The 21,898-nt window shown below is 73.3% G+C and carries 21 protein-coding genes; 7 read left to right on the top strand and 14 right to left on the bottom strand.

From position 1 onward, the window contains the following. The first annotated feature begins 59 nt into the window (after positions 1-59). Positions 60-641 carry a hypothetical protein gene (locus tag OHA89_RS28795; protein WP_266610599.1) on the top strand — a complete coding sequence of 194 codons (582 nt, stop codon included), beginning with the start codon at positions 60-62 and terminating at the stop codon, positions 639-641. Then, positions 638-1,411: a 3-keto-5-aminohexanoate cleavage protein gene (locus OHA89_RS28790; RefSeq protein ID WP_406367425.1), complete on the top strand. Its 774-nt coding sequence runs from the start codon at positions 638-640 to the stop codon at positions 1,409-1,411. The genes OHA89_RS28795 and OHA89_RS28790 overlap by 4 nt, the downstream gene beginning before the upstream one ends. On the opposite strand, the gene soxR is transcribed toward OHA89_RS28790, so the two are convergent. Further along, entirely contained in the window at positions 1,392-1,835 is a 444-nt protein-coding gene (gene soxR / locus OHA89_RS28785; RefSeq protein ID WP_215141432.1) for a redox-sensitive transcriptional activator SoxR, read from the bottom strand. The two genes, OHA89_RS28790 and soxR, sit on opposite strands and share 20 nt — an antisense overlap. Positions 1,836-1,944: 109 nt before the next feature. On the opposite strand from soxR, the gene OHA89_RS28780 reads away from it, so the two are divergent. After that, positions 1,945-2,406, top strand: a complete 462-nt coding sequence (locus OHA89_RS28780; protein ID WP_266610597.1) for a MaoC family dehydratase — start codon at positions 1,945-1,947, stop codon at positions 2,404-2,406. A 52-nt stretch (positions 2,407-2,458) separates the two neighbouring features. Here the strand turns inward: OHA89_RS28780 and OHA89_RS28775 are convergent, their stop codons facing one another. From OHA89_RS28775 to OHA89_RS28765, 3 genes are all read right to left on the bottom strand, one after another. After that, entirely contained in the window at positions 2,459-3,088 is a 630-nt protein-coding gene (locus tag OHA89_RS28775; RefSeq protein ID WP_257556992.1) for a TetR/AcrR family transcriptional regulator, read from the bottom strand. An 88-nt stretch (positions 3,089-3,176) separates the two neighbouring features. Next, on the bottom strand, positions 3,177-3,464 hold the full coding sequence (locus OHA89_RS28770; RefSeq protein ID WP_266610594.1) for a YiaA/YiaB family inner membrane protein: 288 nt from the start codon (positions 3,462-3,464) through the stop codon (positions 3,177-3,179). A 59-nt stretch (positions 3,465-3,523) separates the two neighbouring features. Beyond that, entirely contained in the window at positions 3,524-4,675 is a 1,152-nt protein-coding gene (locus OHA89_RS28765) for an acyl-CoA dehydrogenase family protein (protein ID WP_266610592.1), read from the bottom strand. 77 nt (positions 4,676-4,752) lie between these two features. Here OHA89_RS28765 and OHA89_RS28760 point away from each other — a divergent pair, with 77 nt between their 5' ends. Next, positions 4,753-5,397, top strand: a complete 645-nt coding sequence (locus OHA89_RS28760) for a TetR/AcrR family transcriptional regulator (RefSeq protein WP_266610590.1) — start codon at positions 4,753-4,755, stop codon at positions 5,395-5,397. 191 nt (positions 5,398-5,588) lie between these two features. Here the strand turns inward: OHA89_RS28760 and OHA89_RS28755 are convergent, their stop codons facing one another. The 8 genes from OHA89_RS28755 to OHA89_RS28720 all read right to left on the bottom strand — a co-directional run bounded on the left by OHA89_RS28755 (position 5,589) and on the right by OHA89_RS28720 (position 17,349). Continuing rightward, entirely contained in the window at positions 5,589-6,668 is a 1,080-nt protein-coding gene (locus OHA89_RS28755; RefSeq protein WP_266610588.1) for a Zn-dependent alcohol dehydrogenase, read from the bottom strand. 17 nt (positions 6,669-6,685) lie between these two features. Beyond that, a complete protein-coding gene (locus tag OHA89_RS28750; RefSeq protein WP_215141446.1) occupies positions 6,686-8,098 on the bottom strand; it encodes an aldehyde dehydrogenase family protein in 1,413 nt (470 codons plus the stop codon). 98 nt (positions 8,099-8,196) lie between these two features. Further along, positions 8,197-9,696, bottom strand: a complete 1,500-nt coding sequence (locus OHA89_RS28745) for a CitMHS family transporter (RefSeq protein WP_266610586.1) — start codon at positions 9,694-9,696, stop codon at positions 8,197-8,199. 73 nt (positions 9,697-9,769) lie between these two features. Beyond that, positions 9,770-12,067: a molybdopterin oxidoreductase family protein gene (locus OHA89_RS28740; protein ID WP_406367422.1), complete on the bottom strand. Its 2,298-nt coding sequence runs from the start codon at positions 12,065-12,067 to the stop codon at positions 9,770-9,772. Between the two features lie 151 nt (positions 12,068-12,218). Then, complete coding sequence (locus OHA89_RS28735) at positions 12,219-12,839, bottom strand: TetR/AcrR family transcriptional regulator (RefSeq protein ID WP_257559500.1); 621 nt, start codon at positions 12,837-12,839, stop codon at positions 12,219-12,221. 34 nt (positions 12,840-12,873) lie between these two features. After that, positions 12,874-14,265 (bottom strand): hypothetical protein, encoded by a 1,392-nt coding sequence (locus OHA89_RS28730; protein ID WP_406367421.1) that lies wholly within the window; start codon positions 14,263-14,265, stop codon positions 12,874-12,876. Between the two features lie 91 nt (positions 14,266-14,356). Further along, positions 14,357-15,187: a hypothetical protein gene (locus OHA89_RS28725; protein ID WP_406367420.1), complete on the bottom strand. Its 831-nt coding sequence runs from the start codon at positions 15,185-15,187 to the stop codon at positions 14,357-14,359. Beyond that, the gene (locus tag OHA89_RS28720) at positions 15,184-17,349 is read right to left on the bottom strand and encodes a right-handed parallel beta-helix repeat-containing protein (RefSeq protein WP_406367419.1); all 2,166 of its coding nucleotides are present in this window, start codon (positions 17,347-17,349) and stop codon (positions 15,184-15,186) included. The genes OHA89_RS28725 and OHA89_RS28720 overlap by 4 nt, the downstream gene beginning before the upstream one ends. Before the next feature lie 157 nt (positions 17,350-17,506). On the opposite strand from OHA89_RS28720, the gene hmgA reads away from it, so the two are divergent. Both hmgA and OHA89_RS28710 read left to right on the top strand, forming a co-directional pair. Continuing rightward, positions 17,507-18,838, top strand: a complete 1,332-nt coding sequence (gene hmgA, locus OHA89_RS28715; protein ID WP_266610579.1) for a homogentisate 1,2-dioxygenase — start codon at positions 17,507-17,509, stop codon at positions 18,836-18,838. A 72-nt stretch (positions 18,839-18,910) separates the two neighbouring features. Further along, on the top strand, positions 18,911-19,660 hold the full coding sequence (locus tag OHA89_RS28710) for a GntR family transcriptional regulator (protein WP_257556978.1): 750 nt from the start codon (positions 18,911-18,913) through the stop codon (positions 19,658-19,660). 46 nt (positions 19,661-19,706) lie between these two features. Here the strand turns inward: OHA89_RS28710 and OHA89_RS28705 are convergent, their stop codons facing one another. Beyond that, positions 19,707-19,871, bottom strand: a complete 165-nt coding sequence (locus tag OHA89_RS28705) for a hypothetical protein (RefSeq protein WP_215147259.1) — start codon at positions 19,869-19,871, stop codon at positions 19,707-19,709. Between the two features lie 148 nt (positions 19,872-20,019). Between OHA89_RS28705 and OHA89_RS28700 the strand changes: the two genes are divergently transcribed. After that, positions 20,020-21,144 (top strand): type ISP restriction/modification enzyme, encoded by a 1,125-nt coding sequence (locus OHA89_RS28700; RefSeq protein WP_406368623.1) that lies wholly within the window; start codon positions 20,020-20,022, stop codon positions 21,142-21,144. A gap of 19 nt (positions 21,145-21,163) precedes the next feature. Here the strand turns inward: OHA89_RS28700 and OHA89_RS28695 are convergent, their stop codons facing one another. Continuing rightward, on the bottom strand, positions 21,164-21,889 hold the full coding sequence (locus OHA89_RS28695; protein ID WP_215147261.1) for a TetR/AcrR family transcriptional regulator: 726 nt from the start codon (positions 21,887-21,889) through the stop codon (positions 21,164-21,166). Between the last annotated feature and the right edge of the window lie 9 nt (positions 21,890-21,898).

The following is a 21,898-nucleotide window of genomic DNA, read 5'->3' as shown; positions in this document are numbered from 1 at the left end:
CCCGCATGCGCCCGGCCCCGGCCGGGCATGTTGGGCACATCGGCGGAGGTGAAGGTGCGATGGCGGGATTCCGGAGTCTGGCCTACCAGGTGCGCGACGCACGCAACGACCGGGCCCTGCGACGCCATTCGCTGCGCCGCTGCCTGGAGCGGTTCGCTCCGTACGGGCACCGGGCCACGTGGTGGCACCTGTGCGACCGGCACGGGATCGCCCCCGAGGACCGGGGGGCCGACCCGCTGCGGCTGGTCGCCGCGCTGGAGGAGCTCGAGGACGCGCGGGCGGTCTGGCTGGAGTACGAGCGCCAGTTCGCGGAGCGGCGCCGGCGGGAGAAGCACCACGGGCTGCGCCGGCCGGAGTGGACGTGGGGCGGGAGCGGGGACGCGGTCGTGCGGTGCGCGGATCCGGGGGTGCGGCCGGAGGGGGCGCTGGGCGAGGTGCTGCGGCGGCTGGTGAGAGCGCTGGAGTCGGCGCCGGGGAAGGCGTGCCCGGTCTGCGGGGAGGAGGAGCTGCGGTGGCCGGCCGTGCCCGCGGTCGGTGCCTGGGAGGGGGCGTGGGCCTGGGACGGCCCGGTGTGCGCGGGCTGCGGGATCGTGGTGCCGAGACCGGCCCTGGCGGACACCCCGGCGGCGGGGGCGGCGTGAGGGCCGCGCCGCGCGCGTTCGCGGGGCCCGCGCCGGCGGTGTCGCTGAACGGTGCCCGGAGCGCTGCCGACGGGGCGGCCGTGCCGATGTCGCCCCAGGACCTGGCGGAGGCGGCGCTGGCCTCGGTCGCCGCGGGGGCCGGGGAGGTACTGGTGAGTCCGCGGACGCCGTGCGGTCGCCAGAGCCTGTCGCCGCGGGTGGTCGGGCCGGTACTGGAAGCGCTGCGGGGCACGGGGGTCTCCGTACCGCTGTCGGTGCCGGTGTCGGCGGGTGTGGGGGCCGGGCCCGATCCGGCGGGGCGGCTGGAGCGGGTCCGGTCCTGGACCGTGCTGCCGGACCGGGCGGAGGTGAGCTTCGGGGAGCCGGGGGCCGAGGAGTTGGCGGAGGCCCTGCTGGCCCGGGGGGTCGCGGTGGACGCGGTGGTGCCGCTGGGCGGACCGGCCGGGCCGGAGCCGATGGCGCGGTTCCTGGCCTGGCCGGTGCGGACGCCCGGGCGGGTGCGGCTCGCGGCGGAGCTCGCCGCGGCCGATCCGGCGCTGGTGGCCGGGCTGCGCGGACTGCCGCCGGTGGCGGTGCTGCTGTACGGGCGGGAGGCCGCCGCCTGGCCGGTGCTGCGGCTGGCCGCGCGGTGCGGTACGGGCGCGCGGACCGGCGTGGGCGATGTGCTGCACCTGCCGGACGGGCGGCGGGCTGGGTCGAATGCCGAACTGGTGGCGGCCGCCCGGGAGCAGCTCGCGCGGTACTCGCCGGTTACAGCCGCGAGCCGGTGAGCCGTTCGCCGAAGACGTCGTCCGGGTTGGACAGGGCGCAGTTCTCCAGGGAGAGGCAGCCGCAGCCGATGCAGTCGGTCAGATGGTCGCGCAGCCGCCCGAGTTGACTGATCCGCTGGTCGAGCTCGGCGCGCCAGGCCTCGGAGAGGCGGGCCCAGTCCTCGCGGTTGGGGGTGCGCCCCTCGGGGAGTTGGGCGAGTGCGTCGCGGATGCTGGCGAGCGGGATGCCCACGCGCTGGGCGGCTCGTACGAAGGCCACCCGGCGCAGTGCGTCGCGGGTGTAGCGGCGCTGGTTGCCGGAGGTGCGGCGGCTGCTGATCAGGCCCTTGGCCTCGTAGAAGTGGAGCGCTGAGACGGCGGCGCCGCTGCGGGCGGACAGCTGGCCGACGGTGAGTTCGTGGATTTTCTCGGGAATCTGCGGCACCCGGTCGAGGGTAGTCGGAGGTCCGTTGACATACACATACGCTCCCAGCATGCTGAGCAAGCGCTTATTCGCCCCGGCGCAACCCGTGAGTGAGAGGCAGGAGCAGGGCATGGCCGAGCCGAGGATCTTCACGTCCGCCGAGGAGCTGCACGCCGGAACGGGCGAGCCGCTCGGGCCCAGCGGGTGGCTGGAGGTGGACCAGAAGCGGATCGACCTCTTCGCGGACGCCACCGGCGACCACCAGTGGATCCATGTGGACCCGGTGCGGGCGGCGGGCGGACCCTTCGGCTCCACGATCGCGCACGGCTATCTGACCCTGTCCCTGCTGCCGAGTCTGGTGCCGCAGATCATGCGGGTCGAAGGCATGAAGATGGGCATCAACTACGGGACCAACAAGGTGCGTTTCCCGGCGCCGGTGCCGGTCGGGTCGCGGCTCCGCGCCACCGCCGTAATCACGGAGGTCACGGAGACGGGGGGCGGCGTACAGGTCGCGGCGACCGTCACGGTGGAGCGCGAGGGCGGCGACAAGCCGGTGTGCGTGGCGGAGTCGGTGTCCCGCTACTACTTCTGACCCGTCTACTGCTTCTGCCCCGTCCGCGGCCTGCCCTTGACCCGCTCGCGGCTTACTTCTGGGGCCGCGCGCCCACCATGCGGAGCACGAGGTCGGCGTAGAGCGCGCCGACCTCGTCGGGCGTGCGGTGCCCGGACACACTGAACCAGCGGGCCACGTCGATGCAGAGCGACAGCACGGCGAGGGTGGTGCCGGGCACGTCGGGGACGTCGAACTCGCCCGCCTCGACCCCGTCGGCGAGGATGCGGCGTACGGCGGCGTCGCTCTGCCGGCGCAGTGCCACGATTTCGGAGCGGTGCTCCGGAGCGAGAGCATCGAGCTCGTACTGGACCACCCGCGCGGTGGTGTGGTGTGCCGCGTGCCACCGAACGAAGGACCGTACGGCGGCGTCGAGCCGTTCGGCGGCGCGGCCGGAGCCGTCGGCCGCGGTGGTGAGGATCTCCAGGGCCTTGTCGTGGCCGATCCGGCTAATCCGGTGGAGCAGCTCTTCCTTGGTCTTGTAGTGGATGTAGAGGGCGGCCGGGCTCATCCCGGCGCGGCCCGCGATGTCACGTGTGGTGGTCGCGTGGTACCCGCGCTCCGCGAAGGCGTCGACGGCGGCGACGAGCAGCCGCCGCGCGGCGTCCGGGGTGACCTCGGACCACGGCTGGTAGCCGTCGGCCGTCTCCGCCGCGCTGTCCATCGCTCACTCACCCTCTTCGCCGTGTGGAAATGAACACCTTACCGGAGGGTGAGCAAGCGCTTAGCGAGCACGCGGGCGTGCGGCCGGTCTACTTCGGCGTGAAGGGGTCGTACTCCGCCATGATCTTCTCCATCCGCGCCTGGTCCACCCGGCTCACGATCCTCGTGGCCTCCTGCCGGTCGCGGATCACCTTCGCGAGGGTGAAGGCCGAGGTGGTCAGGTAGAGGACCGCGATGCCGAGGAAGGCGCGGACCCAGCCGTCGACCTGCAGGTTGTAGATCCCGAGGGCCACGGCGCTGATGGCAATGCCGAAGGAGGCGACGGCCTGGCCGTAGTACGCGCCCGTGTTCTGCTGCTTGACCGGTGTCTCGTTCATGGGTCGAGCATCGGGCGGGGCCGCGGCGGACACATGGGCGCGCGTACTCACGTACGTACTCAGAAGGCGGAAACCCCCGTGCGGGCACGGCCTATGAGCAGCTTCTGGATCTGGCTGGTGCCCTCGTAGAGGGTCATCACGCGGGCGTCGCGGAGCAGTTTCCCGGCCGGGTACTCGTCGATGTAGCCGTAACCACCGTGCACCTGGAGGGCGTTGCTCGCGGCGCGGACGGCGGCCTCGGAGGCGAAGAGCTTCGCGGTGGAGGACTCGGTGGCGAAGGGCTGCCCGCGGTCGATGAGGTCCGCGACCCGCCAGGTCAGCAGGCGGGCGGCGTCGACGTCGACCGAGATGTCGGCGATCAGCTCCTGGACCAGCTGGTGGTGGGCGATCGGCTTGCCGAACTGCTCGCGCTGGGCGGCGTACGAGACGGCCGCGTCCAGGGCCGCCTGGGCGATGCCGACGCAGCCCGCGGCGACCGACATCCGGCCCTTGGCGAGGGCCGACATGGCGACCGAGAAGCCCTTGCCCTCGGGGCCGAGCATCGCGGAGGCGGGCACGCGGACCCCGTCGAGGGCGAGCTCGGCGGTGGCCTGGCCGCGCAGGCCGAGCTTGCCGTGGATCTCGCGGCGGGTGAGGCCGGGGGCGTCGGCGGGGACGAGGAAGGCGGAGACCCCGCGATGGCCGGGCTCGTCGCCGGTGCGGGCGAACAGCAGCACGACGTCGGCCCAGGTTCCGTTGGTGATGAACATCTTGCTGCCGCTGAGGACGTACGAGTCCCCCTCGCGCACGGCGCGGGTGGTGAGGCTGCCGGCGTCGGAGCCGGTGCCGGGCTCGGTCAGGCCGAAGCAGCCGAGCGCGTCACCGGAGCAGAGGCGGGGCAGCCAGGCGTGCTTCTGCTCCTCGGTGCCCCAGGCCGCGATGGTCTTGGCGACCAGGCCGAGGGAGACGGAGACGATGCCGCGCACGGCGGAGTCGCCGCGGCCGAGTTCCTCGGTGACCAGGACGTAGGCGAGGTGGTCGCCGCCGGAGCCGCCGTACTCCTCGGGGACGGTCAGGCCGAGGAAGCCGAGCGCGCCGAGCTTCTTCACGATGGCCCGGTCCACGCTCTCGGCGCGGTCCCATTCGGCGGCGTACGGGACCACCTCGCGCTCGGTGAACTCGCGGGCGAGCCGGCGTACGGCGCTCTGCTCCTCGCTCAGCTCCAGGTTCACCGGGCACCTCCGGGCGTCTCGTCCGGCCGTTAACTAGCACCGGTAGTTTATGGCGGGCAGGCCCTACTATGTGGCGCATGGCCAGACCGCGCAAGCCCCTCCTCAGCAGAGCCCGCATCGTCGAGGCGGCGGGTGCGCTGGTGGACGCGGAGGGGCTGGAGGCCGTCTCGACGCGCCGGCTGGCGGCCGCGCTCGGGGTCAGCGGGCCGTCCCTGTACAACCACTTCCGCACGAAGGACGAGATCCTGGACGCGGTGGCGGACTCGGTGAGCGCGCGGGTCGACTTGTCGATGTTCGAGGCCGGCCGCCTGGACTGGCGGGGTGCCCTGCACGCCTGGGCCCACTCGTACCGGGACGCCCTGGCCGACCATCCGAACATCGTCCCGGTGCTGGCACGCGGCCCGGGCCGCCGCCCGGCGGGGCTCCGGCTGGCGGACGCGGTCTTCGGCGCGATGACGGAGGCGGGCTGGCCCCCGGCGCAGGCGACCCGGATCGGCGCGCTGATGCGGTACTTCATCCTGGGCTCGGCGGTGGCCTCCTTCGCCCGGGGTTTCGTGGACGACGAGACGGCATACGACCCGGCGGACTACCCCCACCTGGGCCAGGCCCATCTGCTGGCCGAGCGCCAGCACGAGGTGGACGAGGGCGCCTTCGAAACGGGCCTGGCGGCGCTGCTGGACGGGCTGGCCCTCCAGTACGAGGCGCTGAAGGAGACGGGCTGACACAGCACGGCACCGAACTGATCGCGGCGGTGCGTGCGGGCGAGGGGCGCGGACCGAGGGGGCGCGGACCGAGGGGGCGCGGACCGAGGGGGCGCGGACCGAGGGGGCGCGGACCGAGGGGCGAGCAGAGGCTGACGGCTACCGGGCCCGGCCGACTGAGGTCGGCCGGGCCGGCGGCGACGCGGACAGGCCTAGAAGACGACCAGGGAGCGGCCGCCCTTGCCCGCCAGCATGGCGTCGAAGGCGGCCGGGATGCCGTCGAGGGTGATGCGGTCGGTGACGAGGGCGCCGAGGTCGAGGCGGCCCGCGCGGACGTGTTCGGCGATGACCGGCAGGTCGCGGGCGGGGTCGCTGTTGCCGTAGACGCAGCCGGTGAGGGTGCGGGCGAAGTGGAAGATCTCCAGCGCGTGGAAGGTGACCTGCTGCTCCTTGCCGCCGATGCCGACCACCGTGGTGCGGCCGCCGCGGCGGGTGGATTCCCAGGCTCCGCGGATGGTCTCCGCCCGGCCGACGCACTCCACGGCGACGTCCGCGCCCTGGCCGCCGGTCAGCGCGCGGATCTGCTTGGCGGTGGTGTCGGAGGCGAGCACGAAGTCGGTGGCTCCCGCCGCCCGCGCCAGTTCCTCCTTGGCCGGGGAGACGTCGACGGCGACGATGGGGCCCGCCTGGGCGATCCGGGCCGCCTGGAGGGCGGCCAGGCCGACCCCGCCGACGCCGAACACGGCCACCGACTCGCCCGGGCGGACCTGGGCACTGTGATGGACGGCGCCGTAGCCGGTGAGGACCGCGCAGCCGAGCAGGGCGGCCTCGGCGAGCGGTATCCCGGCGGGCGCGGGCAGCACGCAGTTGGCCGCGACGACGGTCTCCTCGGCGAACGCGGCCACGTTCAGCCCCGGGTGCAGCTCGGTGCCCTGCGCGTCGTGCGCGTAGACGGCCCCGACGCCCGTGAGCGCGTTGGCGCAGAGCCAGACCTCGCCTATGGAGCAGTGGTGGCACTCCCCGCAGGACGGGGCCCAGTTGAGCACCACCCCGTCGCCGGGGGCGACGTGGGTCACGCCCTCCCCGACGGCGAGGACCGTACCCGCGCCCTCGTGGCCGAGGACGGCGGGGACGGGCACCCGCATGGTGCCGTTGGTGAGGGAGAGGTCGGAGTGGCAGACCCCGGCTGCGGTGAGCCTGACCCGGACCTGCCCGGGGCCGGGATCGGGCAGCACGATCTCCCGTATCTCGAGCGGGGCTCCGACGGCGGGCAGGATGGCGGCGCGGACCATGGTCGTCGTCTCCGTGTTCAGAACTGCAGGGACTTGGTCTGGAGGTACTCCGCCAGGCCGTGCGGCCCCAGTTCGCGGCCGACGCCCGACTGCTTGTAGCCGCCGAAGGGCGCGAGCACGTTGAAGCGGCCGCCGTTGATGTCCACCTGTCCGGTGTCCATGCGGCGGGCGAAGGCCACGGCCGTCTCCTCGTCCGCGGCCCAGACCGCGCCGCCCAGGCCGTAGACGGTGCCGTTGGCGATGCGCAGGGCGTCCTCCTCGTCCTCGTAGGGGAGGATCGACAGCACGGGGCCGAAGATCTCCTCCTGGGCAATGGTCATATCGGGCGTGACGTCGGCGAACACGGTCGGGGCGACGAAGTACCCCCGCTCGTGCGGTGCGTCGGGGCCGCCGGCGACGAGGCGCGCGCCTTCCTCGACGCCCTTGGCGATGTATCCGCGCACGCGCTCGTGCTGCTTGGCGTTGACGACCGGGCCCAGGCGGGTGGCCGGGTCGGTGGGGTCGCCGCTGGGGTACGTGGCGACGGCGGCGGCCGCGAGCGAGACGGCCTCCTCGTACTGGTCCCGGTGGACGAGCATGCGGGTGAGCGCGTTGCAGCTCTGGCCGGTGTTGTTCATGACGTGGCCCACGCCGGTGGCTACGGCCTTGGCCAGGTCGGCCCCGGGCAGGATGACATTGGCCGATTTTCCGCCCAGCTCGAGGGCGACCCGCTTGACGGCGGCGCCGGCGGTGGCGCCGATCTGCTTGCCGACAGCGGTCGAGCCGGTGAAGGAGACGAGGTCGACTCCCTCGTGCGCGGCCAGGGCCTGCCCGGCGACCGGGCCGGTTCCGGTCACCAGGTTGAAGACTCCGGCCGGGATGCCCGCCTCGTGCACGGCTTCGGCGAAGAGCTGTGCGGTCAGCGGGGTGTCCTCGGCCGGCTTGAGGACGAGGGTGCAGCCGGCGGCGAGAGCGGGTGCCACCTTTGCAACGACTTGGTGCAGCGGGTAGTTCCAGGGCGTGATGGCCCCGACCACACCGATCGGCTCGAGCAGCACGGTGGAGTTGCCGAGCCGCTCCTCGAAGGCGTACGAGGCCCCGAGCTCGGCGTAGGAGGAGGCCACGGCGATCGGCGCCCCGACCTGGACCATCTCCGAGAAGCCCAGCGGGGAGCCGAGTTCGGCGGTGATGGTCTGGGCGATCTCGCTCTTGCGGGCGAGCAGCACGTCCCGGAGCGCGCCGATCAGGGCTGCCCGCTCGGCCGGAGCCGTGGCGGCCCAGCCGGGAAGGGCCGCGCGGGCGGCTCGTACGGCAGCGTCCACGTCGTCGGCGCTGCCGGCCGGGACCTCGGCGATGACCTGCTCGTCGGCCGGGTTGACGACCTCGATCCGGTCGCGTCCGGCGGCGGGCCGCCAGGCACCGCCGATGTACATCCCGTCGTGGGCCTTCATGGCATTCCTCCCGAGCACGCACCAGCGTGTAGACCTGACCTCGCGAACACCCTACAAACTAGCGTCGGTAGTTTTCGGCGCGCCAGGAGCGGCCGGAATCAGATGATGCCGAAAAGCATCCCCGCCGCGAGAACCACCAGGGAGGTCAGAGCCGCCCATTTCACGGTGAAGCGGGTGTGGTCGCCGAACTCGACCTTGGCCATGCCGACGAGGACGTAGACGGCCGGAACCAGCGGGCTCGACATGTGCAGGGCCTGCCCGACCAGGGAGGCGCGGGCGATCTCGAGCGGGGAGACCCCGTGGGCGGCGCCGGCCTCGGCGAGGACGGGGAGCACGCCGAAGTAGAAGCCGTCGTTGGACATGAAGTAGGTCAGGGGCAGGCTGAGCAGGCCGGTGACCAGCGCCATGTGCGGGCCCATGCCCTCGGGGATGGCGCCGACGAGCCAGTCGGCCATGTGCTTGACCATGCCGGTGCCGGAGAGGACGCCTGTGAAGACGGCGGCGGCGAAGACCATGCCGGCGACGTTGAGGACGTTGTCGGCGTGGGCGGCGATCCGCGCCTTCTGGTCGGGCATGTGCGGGAAGTTGACGGTGAGGGCGAGGGCGGCGCCGAGCAGGAACAGCACCGGGATGGGCAGCAGTTCCATGATCATCGCGGTGAGCAGGGCGATGGTGAGACCGGCGTTGAACCAGTACAGGCGCGGACGCAGGGTGGCGCGGTGGGGATCGAGGCCCTGGAATCCGTCCTCGGCGGCGCCGGCTCCGGCCGGGGCGGCCGGGCCGGCGGGCCCGGACCCGCCGGTGGCGGTGGCCGGCGTACCGGCGGGGCCTGCCGGAGCTGCCGGGCCTGCCGGGCCTGCGGCGGAGGTGCCCGTGCCGGCGGCGACCAGCGCGGACTCGGCCTCCGGGGCGTGCTCGATGACGGTGGCCGTGCCGGTGGCGGTGGCCGTGCCGGTGGCGGCGTCGTCCTCGGGCATGACCAGGAGGCCGACCCGGCGGCGCTCCTTCACGCCGAGGACGTACGCCAGGACGAACACGCAGACCAGACCCATCGCGAGGGCGGGGATCATCGGGACGAAGATGTCGCCGGCGTCGAGCTTGAGGGCCGTGGCCGCGCGGGCCGTGGGGCCGCCCCAGGGCAGGGTGTTCATGACGCCGTTGGCGGTGGCCGCGACGCCCGTCATGACCACCAGGCTCAGCCCGAGCCGCTTGTACAGCGGGTACATCGCCGAGACGGTGATCATGAAGGTGGTCGATCCGTCACCGTCGAGCGAGACGATCGCGGCGAGGACGGCGGTGCCGACGACCACGCGCATCGGGTCTGCCTTGCAGAAGCGCAGGATGCCGCGCACGATCGGGTCGAAGAGGCCGACGTCGATCATCACGCCGAAGTAGACGATGGCGAACATCAGCATGGCGGCGGTCGGCGCGAGTTTGCCGACGCCGTCGATGACGTAGTCGCCGAGGTGGGCGCCCTTTCCTGCGAACACGCAGAAGAGCGCGGGGATGAGGACGAGCGCCGCGATGGGCGACATTTTCTTCAGCATGATCAGAACCAGGAAGGTCGCGATCATGGCGAAGCCGAGGATGGTCAGCATGGTGGGAACGTAGGTGCCTCCTCCTTGTGCCAACAAGACGTCAACGCGTGAGCAATACGAGCAAAACCCCAGCTCAGGGCAGGGGCGTGAGCGCGACGGGGAAGCCGTTGAGCACGGCCGTGCCCGACAGCGGGTCGAGCCGGGTGCCGTCGAGCAGCTGGTTGACGTTGGCGCCGGGTGTGGCGGAGGCCACCGAGAGCCGAGCCCCCGCGCGGTCGTGGCCCCAGCCGTGCGGGAGGCTCACGACTCCGGTGCGCAGGGTGTCGGTGACCTCCACGGGAACCTCCAGGCTGCCGCCGTCGGCGGTGATCCTGGCCCGGCCTCCGTCGGTGAGCCCCAGCCGGTCCGCGTCCTGCGGGTGGACCTGGAGGGTGCACCGGTTGGAACCTCCGGTGAGGGCCGGGACGTTGTGCAACCAGCTGTTGTTGGACCGCAGATGGCGGCGGCCCACGAGCACCAGGGCGGCGGGGCGGTCGGCGAGCGTCGCGCGCAGCCTGGGGAGCTCGGCCGCGATCGGGTCCGGGAGCAGCTCGATCCTGCCGCTGCGGGTCTTCAGCACGCCCGGGAGCCGGGGCCGCAGCGGGCCCAGGTCGATGCCGTGCGGGTGCGCGCGCAGCCGCTCCAGGCTCAGCCCGTCCACAGCGGTACCGGCGGCGGTGCCGACAGCTGTGTCGGCGGTGGCGGCGGTGGCGGTCTCGCCAGCGGCAGCGGCGACGCCGAAGCGGTCTCCGTACGGCCCGATGCGGAGCATCAGGTCGAGCCGCCGCTCGGGGCCGCTCTCCCCGGTGAGCAGGCCCGCGAGGCGGGCCGGGTCCTGCCCGTGCAGCGGGGAGTGCGCAGCGGCGGTCTCCTTGGCCAGGGCGGACCCGATGGCCAGTTCGTCGACACCGGTCGGGTCGGCGGATCCGTGCAGGCCGGAGACGGCGAGGATCAGCCGCGCGTGGATCTCGCACTCGTCCATCCGCCCCTCCTCCAGCGCGATGGCGGCGGGCGAGTAGCGCGCCTGGTTGCGTACGGCGAACCCGTTGAACGCGAAGTCGAAGTGCGCGCTCTGGGAGGGCGGCGGCGGGGGCAGCACGACGTGGGCGTGGCGTGAGGTCTCGTTCAGGTAGGGGTCGACGGAGACCATGAAGTCGAGGCCGGCCAGCGCCCGGTCGAGCCGGTCGCCGTCGGGTGCGGACAGGACGGGATTGGCGGCGATGGCGAGCAGCACCCGGATCCGCCCGTCGCCCGGGGTCTCGATCTCCTCCGCGAGGGCGGCGATGGGGAGTTCGCCCTTGGCCTCGGGGTGACCGCTGACCCGGCTCGCCCAGCGGCCGAGGGCGAACCCCTTGCCGGGACCGGCGGGCCGGGGTGCGGGGGCCGTCGCGGAGAGCGGGAAGAGGGCCCCGCCGGGCCGGTCGAGGTTGCCGGTGAGGATGTTCAGTACGTCGACCAGCCAGCTGGCGAGCGTGCCGTACTCGACGGTGCAGCTGCCGATCCGTGCGTAGACGGCAGCGGTGGAGGCGGCCGCGAGATCGCGGGCGAGGGTGCGGATCTCGGCAGCCGGGAGGTCGCAGGCGGGTGCTACGGCCTCAGGAGTGAAACTCCCGAGCGCGGCGGCGAGTTCCCCGAGTCCGTCGGTGTGTTCCTCCAGCGTGCCGGGGGCCGCGAGCTTCTCCTCGATCAGCGTGTGCGCGAGGGCGGCGAGCAGCAGCGCGTCACTGCCCGGGCGCGGCGCGAGGTGGCGGTCGGCGAGCTTGGCGGTGCGGGTGCGTCGGGGGTCGACGACGACCAGGGTGCCGCCGCGGGCACGCAGGGCCTTGAGCCGGCCCGGGAAGTCGGGGGCGGTGCACAGGGAGCCGTTGGACTCGACCGGGTTGGCACCGAGGAGGAGCAGGAGGTCGGTGTGGTCGAGGTCGGGGACGGGGATGGCGAAGGGGTCACCGAAGAGCAGCCCGCTGGAGACGTGTTTGGGCATCTGGTCGAGCGTGCTGGCGGTGAAGATGTTGCTGGTCCCGAGGGCCTTGAGGAGCAGGGGCGGGTACAGCGCGCCGGCCATGGTGTGGACGTTCGGGTTGCCGAGGACGACACCGACCGCCTGGGGCCCGTACTCCCGGACGAGGGCGGGGACGGCGGCGGCGATGGCGTCGAAGGCCTCCTCCCAGGTCGCCTCCTGGAGCCGGCCGCCCCGTCGGACGAGGGGGGTGCGCAGCCGGTCGGGGTCGGAGTCGAGTGCTCCGAAGGCGGCGCCCTTGGGGCAGATGAAACCGCGGCTGAAGACGTCCTCGCGGTCGCCGCGAGCGCCGGTGACGGCGGCGCCCGCGATGGTGAGGGTGAGGCCGCAGGTGGCTTCGCACAAGGGGCAGATGCGCAGGGCGGTGCGGGGCATGGGCCCTCCAGGGACGGCAGGCTGCGGCTCGGGCACGCGGGCGCACCGAGCATACCGACCGGTAGGGACGGAGGGGAGGGGTCTGCGGGCGCCAGTCGGCGCGATGGGCGGCGAAGTCGGGCGGGGCCGGGGCTGAGGCTGGGACCGGGGGTCAGTCCAGCACGCGGGCCAGGTAGGCGTGCATCATCGCCCGAGTCTCGGCGACGATGCCGGGATCGCCCGCCGGGTCGGACCGGAAGGCCAGTTGGATCAGCGCGTCCGTGGCCTCTACGGCGACGAGGACGGCCCGCCGCAGGGTGGCGTCGGGGGTCAGCTCGAGGTGTGCGCAGAGCAGTTCGGTGAGGCGGGCGGCGACCAGGTTGTTGGGGTCGGCCTCCGGGCCCTCGGGCGGCGGCGCGGGCACACCGAAGTCGACGAGGGCGAAGCCGGGAACGCTCCGCTTCATGGCCAGGTACTCGTCCAGTACGGCGTCGACGACGGGCCGCCAGTGGGTGGCGGGGAGGTCGGCGAGGCGGTCCGCGATGCCGTCGGCGTAGCGGTCCAGGTTGCGGTGGGCGAGAGCGATGGCCATGGCCCGCTTGTTGCCGAAGAAGCGGTAGACCGAACCGATCGGCACGCCGGCGCGCAGGGCGACGGCGCGGGTGCTGAGGTTCTCGTACCCGGTCTCGTCGAGCAGTTCGGCGCATGCGTCGAGGATCCGGGCGAGCCGGTCGGCGCTGCGCTGCTGGATGGGGGTGCGGCGCAGGGAGTGGGCGGGAGGCACGGGGTCCATCATGCCGTTCCTTGCTTCTCTGTCGAGCGGGGGCTCAGTTCAGCAGGAGGCTCAGCCCGCCGATGGTGTACGTGATCATCAGCGCGAGCAGCGGCAGTTGGCCGACCACGGCCTTCGCGGGCGGGAAGAGGCGTACGGACCGATCGTGGGCGGCGACGACGCCCAGTACGTGGCCGGTGACGACGGCGATGACCTGGAGGGCGGCGAGTCCGCCCGGGCCCAGGGGCGGAGCGGGTTCGGGGGCGTTGTCAGTGCCGAGTGCCATGCTTACTGTGCGTGGTCCTTCGGTTACCAGAAGGGAGAAGTAGTGGGCGATGAGATAGCCGAGTGCGATCGGTACGAGTGAGTGCGCGAAGGCGGTCAGCGGGCCGGGGTGCGGGCCGCTGACGAGGCGGGTGGCCGCCGCGCACAGGCAGTACAGGGTGGCGACGAGGACGACGGAAGCGAGCAGTCCGAGCGTGGCCGTGGGGGTGCGGCCGAGAGGGGAGGTCTGGAGGACGTTGATCCAGGAGGGGTTGTCGGAGAAGCCGTCGTAGGCGGTGGAGCCGAGCAGGACGCAGACGGTGGCGACGAGTCCGGGCCGCTCGGGCGTCGCGTCGAGTCCGTGGAAGGGGTTACGGAGGACCAGGCGGCCGTCGCTTCGACGGCCGAGGGGGGAGAGGCGGGCCAGAAGGGCGGAGTACGCCTCGAAGGCGTCCGCGTCGTCGAACCAGCGCTCGCCGAAGCGTGCGGCGAGCAGGAGGTGGGCGGTGGCGTAGGCGGCGACGGCTGTGAGGAGGGTGGTGGTGGATGCGGGATCGGGAGCGACGAGCTCGAGCCAGGTGAAGGCGAACAGCCCGGCGGCCGCGGGCCACTGGCCGAGCCGGGCGGGAAGGGGGCGGCCGGGAGGCCGGTGGTCGGGGTTGCGGGGGTCGGGGTTGCGGTGGCGGAAGGCCCGGTTGAGCAGGCGGTGCAGGGTGCGGAGCGGGTTGAGCAGGCGCCAGACCGGGCCGAGGAGAAGGGAGGCGGGGACGAGTCCGACCCAGAAGAGGACGTAGACGGCGCCGGGAGCGGGGTTGTGCGCGGGGTCGTCGGGACCGAGGAGGAGGTGAAGGAGGACGGCGAGGGCGAGGGCGAGGGCGAGTCCGCGCAGGGCGGTGCGGGTGGCGGGTGCGTCGGCGGCCCGCTGGAGGGCGGCGGGCAGGGCGCGACCCGAGTGGTCGCCGCGGAATCGGGAGGTGGACCAGAGCAGGCCCAGCGCGAGGAAGGAGACGAAGAGTGCGGCGAAGGCACCGGCGAAGGCGTAGAAGGGAGAGATCGGCAGATCGTGCTGGGACCCGATCCCGTGCGCGAGCGCGGTGAGCGGATCGGCCGGGTGCAGGACCACGCCCTGGCCGGCGTCGCCGCCGGCGCCCGGGGACGGGACCGGCCCGGCGGGGGTCAGCATCGGCCCGCCGGGGGCCGGGCACCTGGGGCCGCCACTCCCCCGGCCGGGGGTGGAGTGGGCAGCGTCGGTGTCAGTGTCAGTGTCGGCGCGGTCATCGGACGAGGAGCTGGGTCAGGACGAGGGCGGACTCGTGGGTCTCGACCTCGAAGAGGCCGGTGCGGTCGACCGTCAGGATCAGGGTGGCCTCCTGGCCTGCGGGCAGGGCGAGTTCCTTGTCGTAGCCGTGGACGTGCAGGGTGTCCGCGCGGTCGCTGGTGACGCGCAGGGCGACCCGTTCGCCGCGCCGCAGCTCGGTGCGGGCGGGAGCGGGGCTGACCTTGCCGTCCCGGACGGTGACGGTGACCGTCCGGTCGGCCTGCTCCTGTGGGGTGCCGCCGTGGTCGTGGCCGCCGGGCTGGCCCGGGGCGGTGGCGGTCGCGGTGAGCGGGGTCGTGCCCTCGACCGGCTTGCCGGACACCGCCCAGGCGGTGTGGTCGTCGGCGTACAGGCGGACGGTCAGGGTGTGCGCGCCCTCGGGGACCTGCGCGGCGGGCAGGTGGAACCAGGGGCCGTACAGCCGGGCCAGCTTGCGGCCGTCGAGCTCCAGGTGGGCGTGGCCCGCGCCCGGGAGGGCGGCGCCGCCGGCGCTGTCGGGGGTGAAGCGGAAGTTCTTCACCGCAAGTTGGAGGTTCCAGCCGTCCTCCGAGTCCGGGCGGGCGGTGAGCCGTACCTCCGGCGCGCCCTCGGCCGGGACCTCGCGGAGCCGGTGGCCGGAGCCGTCGTCGGTGGTGAGCAGGGTGCCCGTGTTCCCGGAGGCCTGCTCGTGGCTGGTGCCGGGCTTGTGGTGGGTGGTGGCCCGCCCGCCGCAGCCCGTCGCCGCTGCGCAGGCGAGCAGCAGGGCCAGGGCGAGCAGGGCCGCGGTGCGGGCGGGGCGGCCGGTCACGGCCGGCCTCCCGGGGTCGGGGCGGCCGACTCCGGGCCCGCGGCGGGCGGGGGTTCGGGGGCTTCCGCGCCGAGGGCCGGGGAGGGGCCGGCCGGGACCGGGGCGCGGTCGCCCGCGGGGTCGCCGCCGGGGCCGGAGGGCCGGACCGGGGCTTCCGGGCGGGCCGAGGCGACCACCGCCCACAGGACCCAGACCACGGCGAGCAGCGCCCTCACCCAGGCGGGGCTCAGCGGGGTCCAGGGGATCAACAGGACGGCCTTGTCGAAGGCGTCCAGCAGGGTCAGTCCGGCCAGCAGCAGGGTCAGGCGGGCCAGCCAGGGGCGGGTCGGGCGCAGGGCCAGCCCGGCTCCGGTCCACCACAGTGCGAGGAGGAGGAGAGCCAGTGCCGGAACGAAGGTGGCGACCAGCCCTGCCGTGGAGCCGGCCACGTCCAGGGCGAGGCCCGCCAGGCCCAGCAGCGAGGCCGCCGTGCCCAGGCGGGAGCCGCGCAGCCGGCGCCACCACAGCACGCCGCCGACCAGGAGCAGGACGCCCGCCACGGCGAGCGCGATCTGGGTCTCCACCCGTTCCAGACCGCGGGCGCCGTACCAGTCGCAGCCGGCCGGGAGTTTGCGCGCCTGGACGCTGTAGTCCGCGCAGACGAGCAGCTGGACCAGCTTCACCGGTTCGCCGACCAGGCGGGCGGAGGCGCCGGTGACGTCCCCGCGGGCGTCCCCGCACTGTGGCACGGTGCCCGGGGTGGAGCCGTCGGGGCCGTCCTGCCAGCAGTTGCCGCGGCCCTGGCCGTCCCACCAGACGTCCATGCCGTTGGGGCGGGCGGCGCCGGACTTGTCCTTGCCCAGGGTGTTCCCGGCGTACCGGTTGTGGTGGGAGGTGTCGGTCTGCTTCGACCACTTCTCCTCGCCGCGGATGAAGGCGGGGACCGCGCTGAGGAAGAAGCCCGCGCGCTGGTGCCCGTACACCCAGTTGTCCTCGTAGATGTTCCAGTTGCCGCCCGCGGTGATGATGCCGGTGCCCGGCGGCATGGAGATCTGCGGGCAGACGACGCCGCGTTCGTAGCCGCGCTCGACGGGCGGCTTGGCGCAGGTGCCGTCGGCCACGTACCGGTAGTAGTCCTGGTTGTTGTCGTGGATCAGGTTCCGCTCGAACTTGGCGTGGTTCTGCGGGAGTCCGGGGTGGCCGGGGAAGGCGCTGTCCATCGAGGCGCCGCCCATGTTCTGGTCGAACTCGTTGTCGTGCACCCACACCGAGTCGCCCGCGGTTCCGGAGTAGCCGACCATGTTGTGGTGGCTGCGGCAGCCGGTGATCTCGATGGAGTAGCGGGGCACTTCGTAGCCGCGGCCGTCGTTGATGTTGGAGGCGCTGCCGGGGTAGATGCCGGAGTCCCCGTTGCCGTACGACTCGCAGTTCTTGTAGAGCCCGTGGTCGCTGGCGAAGGTGAGGAAGCCGTATTCGTCGTTCCACCGGGTCAGCACGTCGTCGATGACGAACCCGTCGCCCGCCAGCACGTACAGCGAGTTGAAGGTGGTGCGCTGGGCGGTGAAGTTGCGGAAGTAGATGCCGTTGGACTTGTCGGCCCGGATGCCGTTCAGCTTCTGGTACTTGGCGTCGATCACCACGTCGAGGCGTGAGGCCCCGGTGCCCTCGATCTGGAGGTTCGTCTTGCCGAGGATGGCGACGAGGTTCTGGTTGTGGCGGCAGGCCGCCTGCTGCTCGTAGCTGAGGATCTGGTAGCCGAGCGAGGAGTCCGGTGCCTTCAGCGCGGCGCACTCCCCGGCGGGCTTCCCGAGCGAGGGCTCCTCCTCGTAGAGGCCGGGCAGGATCGCGATGTTCATCCCGGGCCGGTCGACGGCGTCGACGGCCTCCTGGAGGTGGCGGTAGCCGCTCTTCTCGCACCGCTCGTACAGGGCGAGGTTGCGCTGTCTGAGCTCCTCAGGGAAGGCGGATATCCGGCGTTCGAAGTCGGGCCGCCCGGTCTTGCAGACCAGGAGGTCGGGCTCGGCCTTCCGGTACTCGGGTACGGAGCCGGAGCCGTCCGGGAGGGTGACGGGGCGCTCCTCGTGCGCGCGGGCGGCGGGCGCGGCGGCGAGGAGGGACAGGAGGGCAAGGAGGGCGGCGAGGAGCGCCGCCGGCACGGCAGGGAACCTGCGGGTCCACGACATGCGCGTGAGAGTAGAGCAATGTTCATCTTTTGGGAGCCCCCTCTGCGCGAATCCGTCCCGCCGGGAAGCGCCCGCTCCGCCAACGGCACCGTTGACGTGCGGGCCACGGAATCCTACTGTCGACCATAGGATTCCTTCGACGGAGCGGGAGCAACACATGAGCGAGCAGGCCAGGAAGACGGCGGAGGGGCTGGAGTACCTCACCGGCTTCGGCAACGAGCACGGCTCGGAGGCCGTCCCCGGCGCCCTGCCGCTCGGCCGGAACTCGCCCCAGCGCGCACCCCTGGGCCTCTACGCCGAGCAGCTCAGCGGTTCCGCCTTCACCGAGCCGCGCACCCACAACCGCCGCTCGTGGCTGTACCGAATCCGCCCCTCGGCCGCGCACCCGCCCTTCACCCGGATCGACAACGGGGCCCTGCGCACCGGACCCTTCACCGAGGCCCCGGCTGACCCGAACCGGCTCCGCTGGAACCCGCTGCCCGACCCGGCCCCCGGCACCGACTTCCTGGCCGGCCTGTGGACCCTCGGCGGCAACGGCGACGCGACCCAGCGCACCGGCATGGCCATCCACCTGTACGCCGCCAACTCCCCCATGACCGACCGGGTGTTCAGCAGCTCCGACGGGGAGCTGCTGATCGTCCCCGAGCGCGGCGGACTGCTGCTGCGCACCGAACTCGGCCTGCTCGCCGCCCGGCCGGGCGAGGTCGCCCTGATCCCGCGCGGCGTCCGCTTCCGCGTGGAACTCCTGGACACGGACGGCGCCCCCGCCCGCGGCTACGTCTGCGAGAACTACGGCCAGCCCTTCGAGCTGCCGAACCTGGGCCCGATCGGGGCCAACGGCCTCGCCTCGGCGCGGGACTTCCGGGCCCCGGTGGCCGCGTACGAGACCCCCGACCTCCTCGACCGCCCGACCGAGGTGGTCAACAAGTTCTGCGGCAACCTCTGGTCGGCCACCTACGACCACTCGCCGCTCGACGTCGTGGCCTGGCACGGCACCCACGTCCCGTACGTCTACGACCTGCGCCGCTTCAACGTCCTGGGCTCGATCAGCTACGACCACCCCGATCCGTCGATCTTCACGGTGCTGACCTCGCCCTCCGACACCCCGGGGCTGGCGGGCGTGGACTTCGTGGTCTTCGCCCCGCGCTGGCTGGTCGGCGAGGACACGTTCCGCCCGCCGTACTTCCACCGCAACGTGATGAGCGAGTACATGGGCCTGATCGAGGGCGCCTACGACGCCAAGGCCGAAGGGTTCGTACCGGGCGGCGGCTCGCTGCACAACATGATGTCCGCGCACGGCCCGGACCGGGAGACCTTCGACCGGGCCAGCGCCGCCGAGCTGAAGCCGCAGAAGATCGACGACGGCCTGGCCTTCATGTTCGAGACCCGCTGGCCGATCACCGCCACCGCCCAGGCCGCCGGCGCGGATCACCTCCAGCGCGGCTACGACGACGTGTGGCAGGGCCTGCAGCGCCACTTCCGCGCCTGACCTGCACTGCATACCCTGCGTACCTCGCCTGCGCCGCGCAGCACCGCCGTCCAGCCGTACGGAGAACCACCCGTGACCGCCTTCGCCCCCGACTCGCTGATCCTGAACCGGAAACTGCCCCTCTGGTACCAGGTGTCACAGTCGCTGCGCGCCTCGATACTCGGGCGCACCCCCGACGCCTCGTTGCGCCTGCCCACGGAGGAGCAGCTCGCCGAGCACTACGGGGTGAGCGTGCTGACCATGCGGCAGGCGCTCAAGGAGCTGGAGGGCGAGGGCCTGATCAGCCGGCACCGGCGGCGCGGCACCTTCATCGAGCCGGGCGCGCGGCGCGGCTCCCCGGTGCGACTGCTGGGCTCGGTCGACGCGATCGTGGCCCAGCAGTCGGGCGACCTCACGACGATTCTCGGCCACGGGCGCACGGCGGTGTCCGGGGAGCTGCTGGAGCACTTCCCGGACACGCCCGAGGTGGTCACCTACCGCCGGCTGCGCCGCGACCGCGAGAGCGGCGAGCCCACCAACTGGGCGGAGAACGCGGTCCTTCCGGAGTTCGCCGAGGCGGTGGAGCTCGCCGATCTCGAACGGTGGCCCATGACCAAGGTCCTGCGGGACGTCGTCGGGGTGCGCATCAGCCGGATCACCGACACCGTGGAGGCGCGGCTCGCCGACCCGGAGACGGCCGAGCTGCTCCAGGTTCCGCTGCTCAGCCCGATCCTGCACTACACGGGCGTGACCTACGACGAGGACGGCCGGGTGGTGGACGTGGCGCGCATCCGCTACCGCGGCGACCGGTTCTCCTTCACGGTCACGGTCGACGCGCACTGACCCACGCCCGGGCCCACTCCCGCGCTACCTCTCGACTACCTCTCGACTACTTCTCGTCGTCTTCCTTGGCCCGCTCACCCTCCGCCTGCGACGGCGTGGTCCGCATCGTGTCGGGGTGGTGCCGCTGCTTGCGCTGGGCATCGTCCATGTCCTCGTCGAGCCGCTCGCCCTCGGCCTGCGAAGGAGTCGAGTATTCGTCGTACTGACTCATGACCGTCTCCTCGGTCGATACGGTACGTATGCGTACATAAGGAGCGTAGCGCTTCGGCCTGGACACAGCCCGGCCGCCGGATCCCGTCGCTACCATCGGCGGCGTGAGCGCTGACACCCCGCTGCCGGACCTGCTGCTGGACGATCTGATGCCCTGGGCCGTGGGCGGCCTGCGCCTGGGCCGGGACTGGGTGGCCGCGCCCGATCCGGCGGCCCTGCGCGCCCGCTGGGCAGCCCTGACCGGCGCCGAAGGAGCGGAACGGGACCGGCTGTTCCGCCCGAGCCGCAGCCGTACGCCCGCCGCCGGGGCCGCCGCCCTGCCCGGCCAGCGCTCGGCGGCGACCGCCCGTTTCACCGATGAGCCCGGCCCCTGCCCCGACCCCGTGCGGGTGCTCCGCGAGCCCTTCGACGAGCAGTGGCTGCTGCCCGACCAGCGGCTCATCGACACGGCCCGCCCCGAGCTCTGGCGGGTCCTGGACGAGCATCAGCTGTTCCTCGTGGAGACGCCGGACGCGCTGGTCACCGCGCACCTCCCGGCCGGCCGGCTCGGCCGGATCCGCCCGCTGCACCGGCGCCCCGGCGGCGCCGAGCCCAATCTCGCCCCCGGCCTGCTGCCGCTGCTGGGCGAGCGCTACGGCGGCTGGGTCACCCCCGAGGACGTACTGTGCTGGATCCTCGCGGCGGGCCGCCCGGGGCCGCAGGGGTACGAGGTTCCCCTCGCAGCCGATCCCGCGCGCTGGCGGGCCGGGCTGGAGCTGGGGCACCGGCTGCTCACGGTCCAGCTGCGCGGGGCCCGCGGGGGCGAGCCGCCGCGGCTGCCCGGCGGGCGCCGTCCGTACGTCCGCTCGGCGGTCACGGCATGGCCGCACGAGGTCGCGTACGACGCCGCGAGCGAGACGCTGGGCCTCGGCGGCGGGACCGTGTCCCCCGTACCGCCCGGTGCGTGGGAGTACGAGGTCCAGGGCGTGCGGGTGCTGGAGTCGTGGTTCGCCGCCCGCAGCGCGCACCGCGACCCGGCCGCCGACGGGCTGGAGGCGCTGGGTCCGGCCGAGTGGCCCCAGGCCTGGACCTCGGAGCTGCTGGCCCTGGTCACGACCTTGGCACTGCTGGCCGATCTGGCCCCGGAGCGGGCCGCGTTCGAGCCCGGCCCCGGGCTGTCCGCGGGCGAACTGCGCGCGGCCGGGGTGCTGCCGCCGCCGCGCTGGGCCAGGCGCCCGGCCTCGGTCCTGGACCACCAGGAGGAGGGCCCGGGCGGCCAGTTCGCGCTCCTCTGAACGGCCTCCGTGAACGGCCTTACGGACTCCAGGCACCCAGCAGCCGCGACACCGAACGGTCGAAGACGGCGGCCATGTCCAGCCCCGCACCGGGGACGGGGCCGCCGCCCGTGAGGGCCGCCGCCAGCCGCGGGTACTGCCCCGTGGCCAGCCGGGAGCCGAGCCAGGCCGCCCGTACGCCCTGTTCCTCCGCCTCGCTCCAGGGCAGCGACCGGGCCCGCTCGGCCAGCGCCAGTTCGCCCGCCACGTACGTCGCGACGGTGCCGTTGATCGCGGCGACGAGCTCGAGCTTCTCGGTGTCCGGCACGTCCAGCGGCGCCAGGCAGTCCAGGCTGTACTCCAGGTAGCGCAGGGCGTTCGGGCCGAAGCCGTAGACGGGGCTGAGCAGCCGCGGCAGCCACGCGTGGCGGTGCATCAGCGCCCGCGTCTGGCGGGCCAGCGCGAGCAGGTCGGCCCGCCAGTCGCCGGTCGGCGGGGTGAACTCGTACTCCCCGCTGACCGCGTCGACCATCAGCTCGTACAGGTCCTCCTTGCGCGGCACGTAGTTGTAGAGGGACATGGTCCCCGCGCCGATCCCGGCGGCCACGCGCCGCATGGAAACGGCCTCGATCCCCTCCTCGTCGGCGATCCGCACCGCCTCGGCGGCGATCGACTCTCGGCTGTGCGCGGGCCTCGGTCCACGGCCGGCCCGCTGGGGGCGGGACCAGATCACTTCGGGTTCAGCGGGTCGCCCGCCGGCTGTCATCGCTCAGAT

Origin of the sequence: Streptomyces sp. NBC_01546, assembly GCF_045208355.1 — a bacterium.
Classification (GTDB): domain Bacteria; phylum Actinomycetota; class Actinomycetes; order Streptomycetales; family Streptomycetaceae; genus Streptomyces.
Note: the sequence above shows the minus strand (reverse complement) of the source record. Positions and strands in the feature narration are given on the sequence as shown.